Origin of the sequence: Paludibaculum fermentans, assembly GCF_051172195.1 — a bacterium.
Classification (GTDB): Bacteria; Acidobacteriota; Terriglobia; order Bryobacterales; family Bryobacteraceae; genus Paludibaculum; species Paludibaculum fermentans_A.
The window spans coordinates 3,802,365-3,818,724 of sequence record NZ_JBPJAQ010000001.1; the positions used below are offsets into that span (position 1 = coordinate 3,802,365).

Genomic DNA, 16,360 nt, shown 5'->3' on the forward strand with positions numbered 1-16,360 from the left:
CGGCCCGGGTCACTGCGCTGGTGCGCAGGTCGTGAGTTGGTAGAAGTGAGTCGGCGCGGGCTTCATGAACCGCTGCAGCAGTATCTGCTGCCATTCCGCATAGGGTTCATACAGGCTCACCGCCCGCTGGCGGCCATCGCAGGCTGCATTCTCCCGGTTGGTGGTGACATGTTCCGGTGAGATGTCGCGTTGGTTTCTGACCACCCAGACCGTTCGCGCCGCCGGCAGCAGGCGGTCCGCTTCCGGTTGCCCCTCGTGGGTCAGGACAACCGACGGCGTACGGCCCGACAGGTAGTGCTGCAGCGCGACTCCGTCCGTGTTGAAGGCGTCGATGAGGATCAGGTCTGCCGGCGTGGCCTGCTGGTTGAGCCGCCCGGCGATCTCGCGCAGCGGAGCCGCATAGCCCGGGTTCAGGTAGTTCTGCCTGGTGAAGTAGAACGTGAGGGACGTCGCGGTGGCCGCCACCAGCAGCCCCGCAGCCCACCAGCGGACCCGCCCGATGGGCGTCAACCCAATCGCCACGGCCATGGCGAGAAATGGGATCAGCCACAGCAGCCGCGCCGGAATGAAGGGGTAGCTCACCCAGCGCGAAACCCCCAGGTAGCCCACGATCGTGAGAGCCGACAGGAACACAACCAGCGGCTTGGGGCAGACCCGGCTCCCTCGTTTGGCAAGCCAGAGGACCAGCGGGACGAGCAGCAGCGCCAGGAAGGGGAAGCTTTCCCCGATCGTCAGGGATACCACCCCGAAGCCGATCTTGATGGGCTGCTCCAGCCAGGACGAGCCGGTCAAGGTGTAGCGCGAGGAGAAGCCCGCCGCCTGGCCCCAGCGGCCCAGGGCATCGGCGAACTTGAACAGCCAGGGCAGGTAGCCGGCCATCGCCCCCACCATCAGCAATGCCGTTCGCCGGAATCCAAGGAAGGCCAGGGCTGGAAGCGAGCAGGCGGCCAGTACCGCGAAGCCCGGCACGTAGTGGGTGTAGAGCAGCAGCAGGACGGAGATGAGAGCGGGCCAGTAGCCGTCCTTCGTGCGGATCCAGCGCCAAAGGAAGTAGACCGCCGCGATCATCAGTGCGGTCTGCATGGAGTAGGACCGGGCCATCCGGCCATACAGCAGCATGCACGGCGAGAAGGCAAACAGGCCCAGGGCCAGCCACCGGCGCGCCGGCCGCCAGCGGCGGGTCCACAGCAGGTCCAGCAGCAACGTGGCGATGAGCGCCCAGAGGCCAGAGAATGCCCGTAGCCCGGCCAGCGAGTGCCACGGCCAGCCGTGCAGCAGGAAGTAGTACAGCGGCGGATGGATGTCCCGCTGGAGGATGGGCACGATCTCGTTCAGGGGGTGCGGAACGGTGCTGAACGTGAACAGCTCATCGGTCCAGATGGGCAGCAGGTCCAGGTTTGCGAACAGCAAAACCGCCTGCAAGAAGAGAATGACTGCAATCGGAAGGACGCGCTTCAAACTTCGAGGCTAGCATTTCACGGTACCCAAAGGGGTCCGCTAAAATGACGGGTTCATGCCCAAGTTGATCGAGTTCGAGAACGTCACCGTCCATCGCGAGGGGTATCCGGCGCTGCGGGAAGTGACTTTCTCCATCGAAACCGGTGAGCACACCGCCATCCTGGGCCCCAATGGCAGCGGCAAATCCACCCTGATCAAGGCCATCACCCGGGAGTGTTACCCGCGCTACGCGCCGCCGGTCTGCCGGCTGCGGATCTGGGGCAAGGAGGTCTGGCACCTGTTTGAGCTCCGTAGCCTATTGGGGATTGTCACCAACGACCTGGTGGAGACGTGTGTCAAGCCCTATTCAGCCCTGGAGACCGCCCTCAGCGGGTTCTTCGGCAGCATCGGCATCTGGCCCAACCATGAGGTGACGCCCCGGATGGAGGAGGAAGCCCATAAGGCATTGGCTTTCTTCGACATCGAGCATCTGGCCGAGCGCAAGCTCACCGAGATGTCCAGCGGCGAACAGCGGCGGGCGGTCTTTGCCCGGGCACTGGTCCACGGGCCCAAAGCCCTGATTCTGGACGAGCCCACCAACAGCCTGGACGTCCGTGCCCAGCGCGAGGTGCGGGACTCCATGCGGAAGCTGGCCGAGGGCGGAGTGACCGTAATCCTGGTCACTCACCATCTGCCCGACATCATTCCCGAGATCGGCCGGGTGATCACCCTCCGCGAGGGACGGATGCACTCGGACGGGCCCAAGCAGCAGGGCCTGCGGGCCGACTCGCTCAGCGCCCTGTTCGGAGTCGACGTCAAGGTCGCGAGCGAGGACGGTTACTACCATATGTGGTAGTAGTACTGAACACGATCCATCACTGGAAGTGTCCTACAAAGTCATACTCTTCGGTCTGTATTCCCTTGCGTCGCCGGCCGGATTGCCGTAATCTTCGATCCCGAAAGGGGCTTCCGATGCAGATTGAACAGGCGAAGCTGGATCGCTTTATGGGCAAGATGCTGGTGGAGTTAGGCGCGGCGATCAACGCCGCTCTGGTTCTCACAGGGGACAAACTGGGGCTCTATAAGGCGATGATGGGGGCCGGTCCGATGACCGTCTCGGAACTGGCGGCAAAGACCGGCACGGATGAGCGCTATCTGCGGGAGTGGCTCTCGGCCCAGGCGGCCGGCGAGATCGTCGAATACGATGCGGAGAGCGGCTGTTTCAGCCTGCCCGATGAGCATGCTCTTGCGTTAGCCGTGGAGGACAGCCCCGCGTTTCTGCCGGGTGCGTTTCAAGTCCTCGCCTCCGTCATGAAGGACGAGCCGCGGATCACCGATGCCTTCCGCACGGGTGAGGGTGTAGGCTGGCACGAGCACCACCCGGACCTGTTCCACGGGACGGAACGGTTCTTCCGGCCGGGCTATGCTGCCCATCTGGTGGGGGAGTGGCTGCCCTCGCTGGACGGCGTGGTGGAGCGGCTGAAGGCGGGCGGCAAGGTGGCCGATGTCGGCTGCGGGCACGGGTCGTCGACCATCCTCTTGGCGCAGGCGTTCCCGAACTCCACGTTCCACGGGTACGACTACCACGATGCGTCGATTGAAGCGGCGCGCCGCGCGGCTGAGCGGGCCGGGGTCGCGGACCGGACCTTCTTCGATGTTGCGAGTGCGAAGGCATACCCGGGCGGCGGATTCGACCTGGTCACCTTCTTCGATTGCCTGCACGACATGGGCGATCCGCAGGGCGCGGCGGCCCATGTGCTGCAGTCGCTGGCGGCGGACGGAACCTGGATGATTGTGGAGCCGTTCGCCGGGGACAAACTCCAGGAAAACCTCAACCCGGTGGGCCGCATGTTCTATTGCGCTTCGACCATGATCTGCACGCCGGGCTCGCGGGCGCAGGAGGTGGGATTGTGCCTGGGCGCGCAGGCCGGGGAGCAGCGGATTGGTGACGTTGTGCGGGCCGCGGGCTTCACCCGGTTCCGCCGGGCGACGCACACGCCATTCAACCTGGTCTTCGAAGCCCGCCCCTGACAGCGATTTCGCTTGCGTCCCGGGCGGGCTGGCCGTCATGATATCCCTAATCTCCGCCGGCCAAGTTCCGCCGAGCGGGTCTAGTTAGAGGGCTCAACGGGAAATCTCTGGGCGGAAGAGGAACGATGAGCCTCAGCCAGATGGCCCGCTCGATTCACGAGTCCGTCACGCTCAAGTTGAACCAGACCGCCGCGCTGCTTCGGGAGAAGGGCGAACCGGTCATTCATTTGGGTGGCGGAGAACCGAAAAGCAAGACGCCCATCGACGCGATCGTCGCCTGTACGGGGGTACTGAACTCCGGGGATATTAAATATACTCCTCCGGATGGAATCCCGGCCTTAAAGAAGGCGATCATCCGCTACACCGAGGAGCACTACGGCCGGCAGGTACGGCCGGAGAACGTGGTGGCCTCGTGCGGGGCCAAACAGGCCATCATGGCCGCACTGATCGCGATTCTTGATCCCAAAGACGAGGTTATCTTCCCGGTGCCTTACTGGGTGAGCTATCCGGAAATGGTCAAGCTGGCCGGTGGCGTGCCGGTGCCGATCGTGCCGGAGGACGGCAGTTTTCATCCCACCATCCGCGAGCTCGAGGACGCGGTGGGCAGCTATTCGAAGGCGATCATCCTGAACAGTCCAAACAACCCGTCGGGGGTGATGTACAGCCGTGAGTTCATCGGCCAGGTGGTGCAGCTGGCCGAGCGTAAGTCGTTGTACCTCATCATGGACGACACCTACAACCGGCTGGTGTTCGACGGCCGGTCGCCCATCAACTGCTATGACTTCTCCACGCAGGACCCGGAGCAGTCGAAGCTGCTGGTCATCAACTGCGTCTCGAAGATGTACGCCATGACGGGCTTCCGCATCGGTTGGGCGGTGGGCTGCCGGGAACTGGTGCAGGCAATGGCGACCATTCAATCCCAGCAGACGTCCGGTCCGGCCACTCCCTCGCAGTGGGCGGCGGTTGGCGCCCTGAACGGGATCCAGAACTCGATTGAGGCCCTGCGGCTGACCCTCGAAAACAACCGCAACATCCTGATGGACCAGTTGAACGCGTTCCCGGGTGTGCGGGTGACCCGGCCGGACGGCGCCTTCTACTGCTTCCCGGACTTCAGCAACTATGAGAAGAACTCCCAGAAGCTGTCGGAGTTTCTGCTCCAGAAGGTGCGGGTTGTGACCGTGCCGGGCAGGGAGTTCGGCATGGAAGGGCACCTGCGGCTGAGCTTCTGCGGGACGGCCAAGGAGATCACGCAGGGGGTGGAGCGGATCCGGTGGGCCCTGGATCCGACGGCTCCGAATGAGCTGTACCTTGGTGACCGCCGCCTGGTCCGGGACTGGATGTGAGGAGGACGCCATGAGCCGATATCCCGACACACCCACCCCGGCCGCGCCGCAAGCCGGAGCCGCGGCGAGCGCATATGGCCTGCAGAACCACGGCCTGAGCGGGCTAAGCCGGATCTATTGGAATCTGACTGAGCCTGCACTGTATGAGGAATCGATTGTCAGGGGGGAAGGTTTCGTTTGTCACGAGGGTCCGCTGGTGGTGCACACGGGCAAGCACACCGCGCGGGCGGCGGCTGATAAGTTCGTGGTCCGCGAGGCTTCCTCGGAGGAGTACATCTGGTGGGGCCAGCACAACCGGCCCTTCCCGGCCGAGAGCTTCCAGGCGCTGCTGGCGCGCATCCAGGCCTACCTGCAGGGCCGGGACGTCTTTGTCCAGGACTGTTATGGCGGCGCCGATCCGGCCTACCGGCTGCCCGTGCGGATCATCACCGAGACCGCCTGGCACAGCCTGTTTGCGCGCACGATGTTCCTGAAACCAGAGAATCTGGAGGGCTACCGGAACCATATTCCGGAGTTCACAGTAATCGCGGCTCCTGGCTTCAACGCCAGCCCGTTGATCGACTCCACGCGGACGGAAACTTTCATTGTTCTGAATCTGGCGGCCCGCCTGGCCATTATCGGCGGCACATGTTACGGCGGGGAGATCAAGAAAACGGTCTTTACCGTATTGAATGCATTGTTGCCGCTGGATGGGGTGTTGCCCATGCACTGTTCGGCCAATGTCGGCGCCAGGGGTGATTCGGCTATCTTTTTTGGACTTTCGGGTACTGGAAAGACGACGCTCTCGGCGGATCCGGCCCGGCACCTGATCGGCGACGACGAGCACGGCTGGTCGGATGATGGAGTTTTCAATTTTGAAGATGGCTGTTATGCGAAGGTGATCCGGCTGTCTGAGTCGGCTGAACCGCAGATTCACGCGTGCACACGGCGGTTCGGAACGATTCTGGAGAATGTCGTCTTTGATCCCCGGACGCGCAAGCTGGACCTGAACGACGACCGGCTGACGGAGAACACGCGGGCTGCCTATCCGCTGCGGTACATCGACAACGCACTGCCCGAGAAGCGCTCGGGCCACCCACGGAATGTTGTGTTCCTGACATGCGACGCCTCAGGGGTTTTGCCGCCGATTGCGCGGTTAACACCTGACCAGGCGGTGTATCACTTCATGAGCGGTTACACGAGCAAGATCGCGGGGACGGAGATTGGGCTGGGGACGGAGCCGGAGATTACGTTCAGCGCCTGCTTTGGCGCTCCGTTCATGGTGCACCACCCGTATAAGTACGCCATGATGCTGAAGGCGAAGCTGCTGGCGCACGGAGCCCAGGTCTGGCTGGTGAATACGGGGTGGACCGGGGGGCCGTTCGGGGTAGGGAAGCGCATCAGCATCGGGCACACGCGGGCGCTGCTGAACGCGGCCTTGGGCGGTGGGCTGGACGAGGTGGAGTACTGGCGCGACGAGGTGTTCGGGCTGGAGGTGCCCAAGCACTGTGAAGGAGTGCCGGACTCGATTCTGGATCCCGCGAACACCTGGCCGAGCCGGGAGGAGTACAGGCGCAAATATGACACGCTGGCCTCCCGGTTCATTGAGAACTTCCGGTTGTTGACCGGGCAGGAAGGGATTCCCGCCGGGTTGGAGGGCCATGGACCGCGCCGCAGCTGATCAATAGAACTTAGGAAAGTTGGCGAATCCGGCTTTGGTCAGGTCCTCAGAGATGGAGGTCATCTCGGCGTACTTCATGGGGCCGATGAGGATGCGGATGCTGTTCCTGTCGGCGCCGGCGGCGAGTTTGCCGCGGAAGCCCTTGGCATTCAGGGTTTCCAAAAAGGGCTGGACGGTGTCGGGGGTCAGGTTCCCGACCTGAAGGAAGTTCTGTCCCTTCACGGGCTGAATCAGCGCCATGTTGGATGGTGCGGGCGCGGGGTTCTGGACAGGCGGAGGTGGAGCCGGCACGGCTGGTTTCACGGCCTGGGCCTGGGGTGAACTGACGGCCGGGGCAGGAGCGGCGGAGGCCATTTGCGCGACTGGGGGTGTCGCGGCGACGACAGGCCGCGGTGCGGTTCTGGCACGGCGGGCATGCACGGGGGGCGTGGGATTCGCGGCGGCCGCGTGCGCAGGAACCCTGCGGCCCACGAGGTAAGCCGTGCAGGCCACGATCCCGATGACCATCACGACGCCGAAGGCGATGGCGGTCATCTGGCGGCTTTCCAAAACGAGTAAGGGGCGCTCCCCGGAGTCCTTCAGGATTTCAATTCTTGCGTCGCTACTGATCTGCATACTCGGCCTCTTCAGGAAGACTATCGGCCAACTCAGCCAGATACCTTAGAGCTGGGCAGCGGATTTCAGGCGGAGGCTCCGAAACAATATCAAGAGAATTGTTTGGACATGGCCTATAGGTGGAGCTTATACTGAGGCGGAAATTGCCGCACGCAGGGCCTGCCCCGCCGCCTGATTCCGGGTGTTTCGGACCTTGTAGATGCTGGCCGTTCAATTGCCTCGGAAAATATCAAACGTATGCCCACATCAAAGATCCTCCTTGCTTTGTTACTGATGATCGGAGCGATTTCGCCGACGTTTGCAGCCACCGCTGTATACAGTTTCACCGGCGTTGCGTCAGATGGACGCACTCTCAGTTTTCAGTACACCGCCCCGGCCCTGATTACATCCGCCACGGTAGTGGCCGCTTCGCAGGCTAGCTGTTCGCCGGCCTGCGATGATATCGGGTTCTTCCCTAATGCGCAGTTGAACTATGACCTATTGGTGGTGGATGTGCGCAATGCCGGCGGCCAGCCCACGGCATTCACGTTCTACTACCCGGCCGGCTCGTTTGCCGCGCCCGGCGGATATAAGACGCTGAGCGTGACCGGCGGTTCGAATACTGGATCGTTGACGGTGCAATCGACCGGCAGTCCGGTGTTGACGACCACGGCGCTGCCGCGCGGTTCCGTGGGGATTCCATACTCCACTGTCATCACGGGACAAGGGGGAACGGGCAATTTGAGCTATTCGGTGGCGGGCGGCGCTCTGCCCCTCGGTTTGACCCTGAATACGAGCGGAGTGCTGGGTGGAACGCCGGGGGCAGCGGGTACCTCCCAGGTGACGATCCGGGTGACGGATTCGGCGCAGGTCTCGACGACGCGCAGCTATTCGGTGATCATCGCCCAGGGCTTGGCGATCACCTCCTTGAGTCCGCTGCCCAGCGGCACGCTGGGACTGCCCTACAACACCAACCTGACGGCTACGGGCGGTAGTCCGAGCTACAACTGGACACTGGATTCGGGGGCATTGCCACCTGGCGTGCAGCTCTCGCCCAGCGGTGCCTTGACCGGCACACCCTTTTCCGGCGGCACCTTTTCCTTCACGGCGCGTGTAACGGATACCACTTCGGCCTTTGTGACGCAGACATTCACGGTGGGTATCTCATCAGTCCTGACGATCACCACCAGTTCCCCATTACCGATCGGTTCGGTGAATTCGTTCTACAGCGGAGCCCTGAACGTCATTGGAGGGGCTGCTCCCTATGTGTGGTCGATCACCTCGGGGCAATTGCCCTCCGGCCTCACCTTGTCGACCTCTGGGCTGATCAGCGGTACGCCGACGGTGCCCGGTACGGTGAGTTTCACGGCCAAGGTCCAGGACAATGGATTGAACCTGGCCACGCAGTCATTCACGCTGACGATTGGTGTCGGCCTGGCAGTCACCACGGTATCCCCCCTGCCATCAGGGAGTATCGGCGCCGCGTATCAATATTCGCTGACCAGCGTTGGTGGAACGCCACCATACACATGGAACAATGCGAGCGGCGTACTGCCCGCCGGGCTGAGTCTTTCACCGCTGGGCGTGGTCTCCGGAGTGCCGACGATCGCCGGGACGAGCACTTTCTTTGCCCGTGTGGCCGATGCAAGTGCCAATTCGGCGACGGTGCCGCTGGTAATTACCATCATCCCGACGCTGCAGATCACGACGGCCAATCCGCTTCCGTCGGGATCGATTGGCACCGCATATAGCCAGGCGCTGGCGGTGAGCGGCGGTTCGGGTCCGTATACCTGGAGCCAGGCGGGCGGCACCCTGCCGACGGGGCTCACCCTGCTGCCGGTGGGGGTTGTGAACGGCACGCCTACCGCGAATGGAACCTATAATTTCGTGGCCCGGGTGACTGATTCCTCAGGGGCCTTCACCCTGCAGTCATTCAATGTGACGGTGGGGAGTTCCCTGGCGTTCACAACGTCGTCACCTTTGCCGAATGCGCCGACGGGGGTGGCCTATTCGCAGACCCTGGCCGTGTCGGGCGGCAACGCGCCGTACACCTTCAGTGTTTCCGGCGGATCCATGCCGCAGGGCCTCACCCTGGCCACGGGCGGCGTGTTGTCGGGTACGCCCACGACCGCCGGTACGTACGCCTTCACGGTGCTGGTGACCGACGTGACCGGGCTGACCACGACGAAGGATTTCTCCCTCACGGTGGGCGCGGCCGGTTTCAATATTGACACGCCCGCGGGGCTGCCCAATGCGACTCTGAATGTGCCGTATTCGCAGACGATGGTGGCCAGCGGCGGCACGCTGCCGTATACGTGGATTCAGACAGAAGGCACGATTCCTCCCGGATTGGGGCTGGCGCCGAGCGGCCTGCTCTCCGGCACGCCGACCGCCGTGGGTTCCTACCTGTTCCTGCTGCGCGTCACTGACGGGCTGAGCGTGGTCGCCACCAAGACCATGACGCTGACCGTAGCGCTGGCCGGCAGTACTTTGGCGATTACGACCAGTTCACCGCTGCCGGTTGCGCCGTTGAACCAGGCGTACACGGCCACAATGGCTGGATCCGGCGGCACGCCGCCGTACATCTGGACGTTCTCCGGCGGCTCGATTCCCCCGGGACTGCAACTGAGCACGAATGGCACGCTGAGCGGCACCGCCACGACAGCCGGCACCTATTCGTTCAACATCCTGCTGACCGACAACACGGGCGCTTCCGTACAGGGACTGTTCTCGTTGACGGTAGGGTCGGGGCTGACCATCACAACGCCGACGACGCTGCCCACCGGTGCGGTTGGGAGCGCCTATTCCCAGTCGCTTTCCGCGACCGGTGGAACGGCGCCGTACATCTTCTCGCTGCAGGGCGGGACATTGCCGAGCGGGCTGAGCCTGAACACGAACGGGCTGATCTCCGGGACGCCACTGGGTGCGGGGACTTCGTCCTTCACCGTCCGGGTCCAGGATGCTGCCGGCGCCTCGGTGACGGGCACCTTCACCCTGGTGGTTGGTTCGGTCGCCACCGGCATTGTGATTTCGCCCTCGACAGTGCCTGGCGGGTCAGTCGGGGTGGTGTACTCGCAGACCCTGACGGCATCAGGCGGTGTGGCGCCGTACATCTTCTCGCTGTTCTCGGGCGCGCTGCCGCCCGGCCTCACCGTCTCAACGAGCGGCGTATTGAGCGGCACCCCCACGTCGAGCGGATCCTTCTCGTTCACTGTGCGAGCCAGCGATAGCCAGGGCGCGGCGGTGAATCAGTTGTACACGCTCTCGGTGGGTTCGGTGCTGCATATTACCAACACCTCCCCGCTGCCGGGTGGAACGGCAAACTTCTTCTACTCGCAGACCTTCTCAGCGACAGGCGGCACTCCGCCTTATACCTGGTCGATCAGTTCCGGGACCCTGCCCACGGGGATGCTCTTCTCCACGCAGGGGATCATCAGCGGGACGCCGACCTCCGGCGGCACCTACCAGTTCGTGGTCCGTGTGGCCGATGCAACAGGCGCCAGTACGACACAGTCGTTCACGCTGAGCATCACGGGCGGCGTCTCGATCACGACGACCTCGCCCCTGCCGGATGGCAGCGTAGGCTCCAGTTACTTCCTGACGTTTGGAGCAAATGGCGGGACGGGTCCATATAGCTGGAGCGTCACCTCCGGCGCACTGCCGAACGGTCTGTCCCTTTCCAACACGGGCGCGCTGACCGGCGTACCCACGCTGCAGGGTCAGTATCAGTTTGTAGTGAAGCTGGTCGATGGCACGGGGCTTTCGGCTTCCTCGCCCTTCACGATCACGATCAGTTCGGCGACAACGCAGCCGCGTGCCGGCGTCATCGCCCAACTGGCGTCGGGCGGTGGTTGGAAGACCAGCATTATCCTGCTGAATCCGACTTCTTCTCCGGCGCAGGTGCGGGTGAACCTCATGGCGGAAGACGGCACACCGCTGGTGTTGCCACTGACGGTATCGCAGGCCGGCTCCTCGGTTACCGTTTCGGCGGCTGTGGTGGATCGCACCATTCCCTCCAACGGACTGCTGCAGATTGATACGGAAGCCCTGATCTCCACAACCTCAGTGGGCTGGGCGGATGTGCGCAGCACGTCAACGATCTCGGGCTACGCGATATTCCGGCAGCGTAGCGGGTCTGGTAGCGATTCCGAGGGCACCTCGCCCCTGGAAACCAAGTTCCCGACGAATGTCCTGGTCTCCTATGACCACACGGCGGGCTTCTCCACCGGTGTGGCGCTGGTGAATCTCGACAGTAGCGGGACTCTCACCGCGATCATGCGGGATGACAACGGGAACGAACTGGGCCGCGACGCCATCGCGATCGGCGCCGGCGGGCATACTTCGTTCTCGATGGCCGAGCGCTTCCCGATCCTCAACGGACGGCGGGGCACGGTTGAGTTCGTGAACAACCAGAACTCCGGCACCGTGGCCCTGGGGTTGCGGTTCAGCCCGACGTTGAGCTTCACGTCGCTGCCGGTTACCGGCCGTTAGCGGCGATCGAAAGAGTCCGTTACCTCAACGGCCCGGCCGTCCTCATTCGGGGCGGCCGGGCCGTTTGCTGTCTGGGCAGCGGGATCGAGGGGAGAGAGGAACACTCCCGATAAGATTGGGTTTTGCATTGTTCAATTGACGCTGTGTCGAATAGCCCAGCCCGCACCATGCTGCCGGCCAGATGCTGTTTCTTAAGATTGAGGACACCGCATTTTTAATATTATTGAATGTGCACTAGTTAATAGGCGGGAATTCAATAGTGGGAATTCCGGCCGGGGAGGAATCCTTACCGGGGCCGGATGACGTGGTTCGAATTGCGGCTGGCGCAGGGTTCGGGCGACGGCCGGATGGCGTGCGAAGCCCAAAGAAGACAGGGGTACTAGGGGCTTCCAGAATGGGGCCGAGTGTTCGAATACGCCGGCTGAGCCAGCGTCGGGGAGGGCCGTGGGGGCGGTGCGAAGCCGGGGCGTCCGGGCGGAGGATTGGCTATCGTTCGATAGAAAATGAGCCCAAATGAGTGAAATTGTGAGCGGAAATTCACCAAAATTAGTGTAGATTGTCGGCAGGGTCGGGGCGGAAGACCTGGCGAGGGACCGCGCTGCCGGTGATGGCTGGGAGCTTACCGGGGCACACGAAAAAGCCCGCCACTCGCTGTGACGCGGGTGGCGGGCATTTTACAATCACGATGCTGAATTATGCATTCGGTCTTTGAGGGCAGGTTCTTGCATTATGGCCGGTCTTGCCACAGATCTTGCAAGTGCGTTGTTTCTTCTCGCCGGCCTTGGGGGCCTTGGCGCTGAACCGGCTGCCGGACTCCACGAGTTCGAAGGTGAAGCCGAGCTCTTTCAGGGTCCCAATTTGCGCCTGGATCGAAGCGATGGCTTCGTCCCGGGCTTCGTTCATCAGAGTCTGATACTTGGCCTTGAAGTCTAGGGCCTTCTCAATTTTGGTAGGTTTTGGATCCGCCATTGCATTACTACATATCATAGATGCAAACAACGGGTCAAGGCGGTGGCTCCGGAAGGGCCATTATCCACCGCCTCAGACCAGACATTAATGTTAAGTGAGTAATACCCCGGAGGGTCCTACTCAGGAGCGCAATCAGGGAATTATTGCTGCCTGTCCGAAGGACGGGATTGATTTGCGACCGCCGCGGCCTGGGCAACTTCCTCCAGGTTATAACCTGCGACGGAGATGGCCGGCGACTCACCGCGGGTGTCTGCTTCCCGTAGCTCGGTGACAATGCTGCGTGTTTCGCCCGGCATGAGCGCGATGTAATTGTCGTTATACAGGGCGGGCAGGATGCGATCGCCGCTGACGGAGCGCACGGCCTTGACTCGCACCATCAGGGCCGGTGTTGCGGAGATGTTGCGAAGCTCGGTGGTCAGGCGCCAGGAATCGCCCTGGCGCTGAACGAGTGTCCTGGCCGATACACGCGTCTTGGCGAGGTCCCGGAGAGCCCGGAAATTGCCTTCCTGGACACCGCGCCAATAGAAATTATCGGAGATCAACTGGCCATTCCTGGCTAGCTGCAGCCGTAGAAAGTGTACGGAAGAGAGTCCCGCGGGATACTCGATTGTGCCGGCGATGACCGTGCTGTCTTCCCTGGAGTCCACGGTATAGGAGACGTCCTGCTTCACTGATCCGTCGAGATTCAGTATCTGTAGTCGGGCTGACAGTCCGGACTGGTTGCCTGCGCTGTAGTTGACCACCTCGACCGCATCGGTGGATGGATTCCACTGGATGTGAAGAGGTTCTGAGGCTTTCTTGCTGCCAAAATAGCCCGATCCGGGTTCGAGGTAATAGTCGTACGTCTGCCAGACAAATGAAGGCCAAGTGGGGTGGCTCATCCAAATCAAGAGACCCATGCGGTATTTACTCTGCGATTCAAACATCGCGCGATGACCTTCAAAGTTCACGAATTGGGCGAGTTCCAGCCAATCGGAAATATTCTTAGCGCCGCCATAGCTCTTGTCGATGCGATCGAGGAATGAGGCGCCGCCCTGGGCTCCAGTGAGGCAGAAATCGTGGAGACCCCACATGCGGCCCTGGGGCCACATGCCGGATTCGGGCATCATCTGCTTCAGGCTGTCCATGCTGACGATGTTGGGCATGCCCATCTCGCTATGGAATTTGGGGGTGGCGCGTTCAGTGAAATAGGTCTTGAGGGGCATTGCCTGGTAGGGGCCGTGACCGCTGACAACATCATCCGCGGAGCTGGAGATGTAGTGAATGCCGGGGTGCAGGGCGGCCAGGGCCTCACGGATGCCGTCGTCGATCGGTTTCGGCGGAAACCCTTCATTTCTGCCGCAGTACAAGCCAACGGAGGGGTGGTTGCGGATGCGGCGGATGGTGTCTTTCGCGTTACCGAGGAACATTTCGTTGTTGTCGGGGTCGGGGCCATCCCAAGGGTTGGCGAGCCAGAAATCCTGCCAGACGACGATGCCGTGCCGGTCGCAGGCTTCATAGAATTCGTCGTCGCCGACCTGGCCCACCCAGTTCCGGATCATGGTGAAGTTCATGTCGCGGTGGTAGCGGATGGCGGCATCGTACTCGCGGCCGCGGTAGCGCAGCATGGATTCTCCGAAGCCCCAATTGCCGCCGCGCGGGACGAACCGGCGGCCGTTGATCCACATGCGCAGGGCTCCGCCTTCTTCGCTGTAGGTGAACTGGCGGACCCCGGCCTGGAGGGTCTTGTGGTCGGAAACCTGGCCCGGGGAAGTTTCGAAGCGCAGGTCGACGTCATACAGATCGGGCTGGCCGTAACCAGCGGGCCACCAGAGCTTCGGATTCCGAAGATGTAAGACAGGGTTTGTGGAGGGATCCAGCTTGACTGTTTGTTCGCCGCCGCCCGGCAATGTGACTTTGGCCGAGGCCGTGGCGTCGCCGAAGCGGCCGGTGAGGGTGCCGCTGACCGCGTTGGCGGAGTGGTTGTGAAGAGTCACCTCGAGGGTCACATCGGCCTGGGAGGTATCCGGCAGCGGCAGGGCGGTGATGACGCGCGGGTCGTCGAGGGTGACGGCTCCTGTCGAGGTGAGGTAGACGTCGTTCCAGATGCCGGTGTCGCGGCCGCGGATGGTGGGGATCCAATCCCAACCGATGGCGGCGTGATAAGTGGGATTGTCGGCTCCGGGGACGCCGCCGTTCTTATCGGGGCTTTCGTAGGTCTTTTCCTTGATGCTGCCGGGGTGAGCGAGTTTCTCGATGCGGATGGCGAGGGCATTGCGGGCGCCGGGTTTGAGCAGTTTGGTGACATCGAACCGGCCGCGCAGGAAACCGCCATCGACGCGGCCCAGGCGGGCGCCATTGAGATAGATCTCCGCCTTCCAGTTGATGCCGTCGAGATTAAGCCAGACGTGCTCGCCGGGCGATTTGGCGGGAGGAGCGACGAATTCGTCCCGGTACCAGAAGTCGGCATGGAAGAACGAATCCGAGATCATGAGCTGGTTGTCGCCGTAGTTGGGATCGGGCAGGGCTCCGGCGTTGTAGTAGCTGGAGAGCACGGTGCCGGGTACGGTGGCCGGCAGCCAATCGGTATCGCGGTAGCCGGGCTGGGAGAGTTGCGGTCCACTGGATGAGACCAGGGAATCGCGCTGGACGCGCCAGTTGCCGCCGGCGAGGTCGAGCCGGCCATCGGCGCGAAGGGCGGGTGCTGGCTTGGGCTGAGGGGCCAGGCCGCCGGTGCCGAAGACTTCGAACTCGCTCAGCAGGTAACCTTCGGGGGAGGCGGCTTTGGTGAGTTGTAGACGAACGTAGCGTGCGTGGGTGGGTTGTGGCAGCTCGATGGAGTCGGACGGGCCCGCGCCGGCGGGCAGTGGCTGCACGGTCTTCCAGGTTGACCCGTCGGAAGAGAGCTGGAGGGCGCCTTCGGCGGCGCGGCGGATCCACGTCAGGACGACACGCTGCAGCTTCGATTCGACGCCGAGGTCGACGGAGACCCACTCCGTACCGGCTCCGGCTGATTTCCAGGCGCTGGTGAAGTTCCACGGGCCGCCCAGGTGGACCTGGACGTTGTTGCGGTAGAAGGTCACTTCGTTGGCCTGCCAGCTGCCGGCACGGGCGTTCTGGAACTGGAGCCGGTAGAAGCGGGCGCGGGCCGGATGAGGGAAGTGGACGGAGCGCAGGATCTCGCCGGTGGGACGGGCCATCTGGCTGGCCTGGCCGAGGTCTTTCCAGGTTTGGCCGTCGTCGGACCCGGTGACGCGGCAGTTCCAGTTCTCGGGTTCGCCGTGGGCCACGAGCCGGGCGTCGATCTCGATGCGGTCGATCTCTGGAGGCGCGTCGCCGCCGATCTCAAACTGGACCCAGGGCTGTTTTCCACGGAGGGTGACACCACTGACCCAGTTGCCGTCGAGCAGCCATTCCCGCTCATTCTTCCTGAGCGTGCCTTGCTGGCTGGTGGAGACGGAGACCCAGCGGGGCACTCGGGTGTCTTTGATGCCGTCGGTGACGAGCTGGGCGGTCAGGTTGTAGTCGTAGCTGCTGGAGTGGTAAGCCGGTCGCCGCAGGGCCAGATTGCGCGCGGGACCGGAATCGGGCCGAAGCACGGGTCCGAAATCCTGTTTCGGATCGCCTGGATAGATTCCAACGCCGCGGGAGAAGTCCTGCGCCTGGAGTGCCAGCCCCAGCGCGAAAATGGCCAAAATCGTGGGTCTCATCAATTACCTTTATACCTGATTATCTGCTTCCAGCCCTTGTGGGACAGGTTCCCGGGCCGTTGGCCTGATCTGAATCTTGGCGCGGAAGGACAGGAAAGTGAGCCCTACCTTCACTTTTTCGAAACAAATTGCATGCAAAAGCGTCT

The 16,360-nt window shown here is 62.8% G+C and carries 9 protein-coding genes; 5 read left to right on the forward strand and 4 right to left on the reverse strand.

Annotated elements, in window-relative coordinates; genetic code table 11:
* Nucleotides 1-9 precede the first annotated feature (9 nt).
* Nucleotides 10-1,458 (reverse strand): glycosyltransferase family 39 protein, encoded by a 1,449-nt coding sequence (locus tag ACR9Y2_RS15445; RefSeq protein ID WP_435042283.1) that lies wholly within the window; start codon nt 1,456-1,458, stop codon nt 10-12.
* Nucleotides 1,459-1,513: 55 nt separating this feature from the next.
* Between ACR9Y2_RS15445 and ACR9Y2_RS15450 the strand changes: the two genes are divergently transcribed.
* From ACR9Y2_RS15450 to pckA, 4 genes are all read left to right on the forward strand, one after another.
* Entirely contained in the window at nt 1,514-2,293 is a 780-nt protein-coding gene (locus ACR9Y2_RS15450) for an ABC transporter ATP-binding protein (protein ID WP_435042284.1), read from the forward strand.
* 116 nt (nt 2,294-2,409) lie between these two features.
* Nucleotides 2,410-3,468: a methyltransferase gene (locus ACR9Y2_RS15455; protein ID WP_435042285.1), complete on the forward strand. Its 1,059-nt coding sequence runs from the start codon at nt 2,410-2,412 to the stop codon at nt 3,466-3,468.
* 125 nt (nt 3,469-3,593) lie between these two features.
* Complete coding sequence (locus tag ACR9Y2_RS15460) at nt 3,594-4,811, forward strand: pyridoxal phosphate-dependent aminotransferase (RefSeq protein WP_435042286.1); 1,218 nt, start codon at nt 3,594-3,596, stop codon at nt 4,809-4,811.
* A 10-nt stretch (nt 4,812-4,821) separates the two neighbouring features.
* Nucleotides 4,822-6,471, forward strand: coding sequence for a phosphoenolpyruvate carboxykinase (ATP) (gene pckA / locus ACR9Y2_RS15465; RefSeq protein WP_435042287.1), 1,650 nt, complete (start codon nt 4,822-4,824; stop codon nt 6,469-6,471).
* Here pckA and ACR9Y2_RS15470 read toward each other — a convergent pair whose 3' ends face one another.
* Entirely contained in the window at nt 6,472-7,086 is a 615-nt protein-coding gene (locus tag ACR9Y2_RS15470) for a hypothetical protein (RefSeq protein ID WP_435042288.1), read from the reverse strand.
* 237 nt (nt 7,087-7,323) lie between these two features.
* On the opposite strand from ACR9Y2_RS15470, the gene ACR9Y2_RS15475 reads away from it, so the two are divergent.
* Nucleotides 7,324-11,556 carry a beta strand repeat-containing protein gene (locus ACR9Y2_RS15475; protein ID WP_435042289.1) on the forward strand — a complete coding sequence of 1,411 codons (4,233 nt, stop codon included), beginning with the start codon at nt 7,324-7,326 and terminating at the stop codon, nt 11,554-11,556.
* 693 nt (nt 11,557-12,249) lie between these two features.
* Here ACR9Y2_RS15475 and ACR9Y2_RS15480 read toward each other — a convergent pair.
* Together ACR9Y2_RS15480 and ACR9Y2_RS15485 are read right to left on the reverse strand one after the other, a co-directional pair.
* Nucleotides 12,250-12,525: a hypothetical protein gene (locus ACR9Y2_RS15480; RefSeq protein WP_435042290.1), complete on the reverse strand. Its 276-nt coding sequence runs from the start codon at nt 12,523-12,525 to the stop codon at nt 12,250-12,252.
* A gap of 140 nt (nt 12,526-12,665) precedes the next feature.
* Nucleotides 12,666-16,214, reverse strand: coding sequence for a glycosyl hydrolase 2 galactose-binding domain-containing protein (locus ACR9Y2_RS15485; protein ID WP_435042291.1), 3,549 nt, complete (start codon nt 16,212-16,214; stop codon nt 12,666-12,668).
* Nucleotides 16,215-16,360 lie beyond the last annotated feature (146 nt).

What these genes read in the sequence shown, in the direction of transcription:
- ACR9Y2_RS15475 (WP_435042289.1), top strand. Translation starts at nt 7,324, where the DNA reads ATGCCCACATCAAAGATCCTCCTTGCTTTGTTACTGATGATCGGAGCG.
- ACR9Y2_RS15470 (WP_435042288.1), bottom strand. Translation starts at nt 7,086, where the DNA reads ATGCAGATCAGTAGCGACGCAAGAATTGAAATCCTGAAGGACTCCGGG.
- ACR9Y2_RS15485 (WP_435042291.1), bottom strand. Translation starts at nt 16,214, where the DNA reads ATGAGACCCACGATTTTGGCCATTTTCGCGCTGGGGCTGGCACTCCAG.
- ACR9Y2_RS15480 (WP_435042290.1), bottom strand. Translation starts at nt 12,525, where the DNA reads ATGGCGGATCCAAAACCTACCAAAATTGAGAAGGCCCTAGACTTCAAG.
- pckA (WP_435042287.1), top strand. Translation starts at nt 4,822, where the DNA reads ATGAGCCGATATCCCGACACACCCACCCCGGCCGCGCCGCAAGCCGGA.
- ACR9Y2_RS15460 (WP_435042286.1), top strand. Translation starts at nt 3,594, where the DNA reads ATGAGCCTCAGCCAGATGGCCCGCTCGATTCACGAGTCCGTCACGCTC.
- ACR9Y2_RS15455 (WP_435042285.1), top strand. Translation starts at nt 2,410, where the DNA reads ATGCAGATTGAACAGGCGAAGCTGGATCGCTTTATGGGCAAGATGCTG.
- ACR9Y2_RS15450 (WP_435042284.1), top strand. Translation starts at nt 1,514, where the DNA reads ATGCCCAAGTTGATCGAGTTCGAGAACGTCACCGTCCATCGCGAGGGG.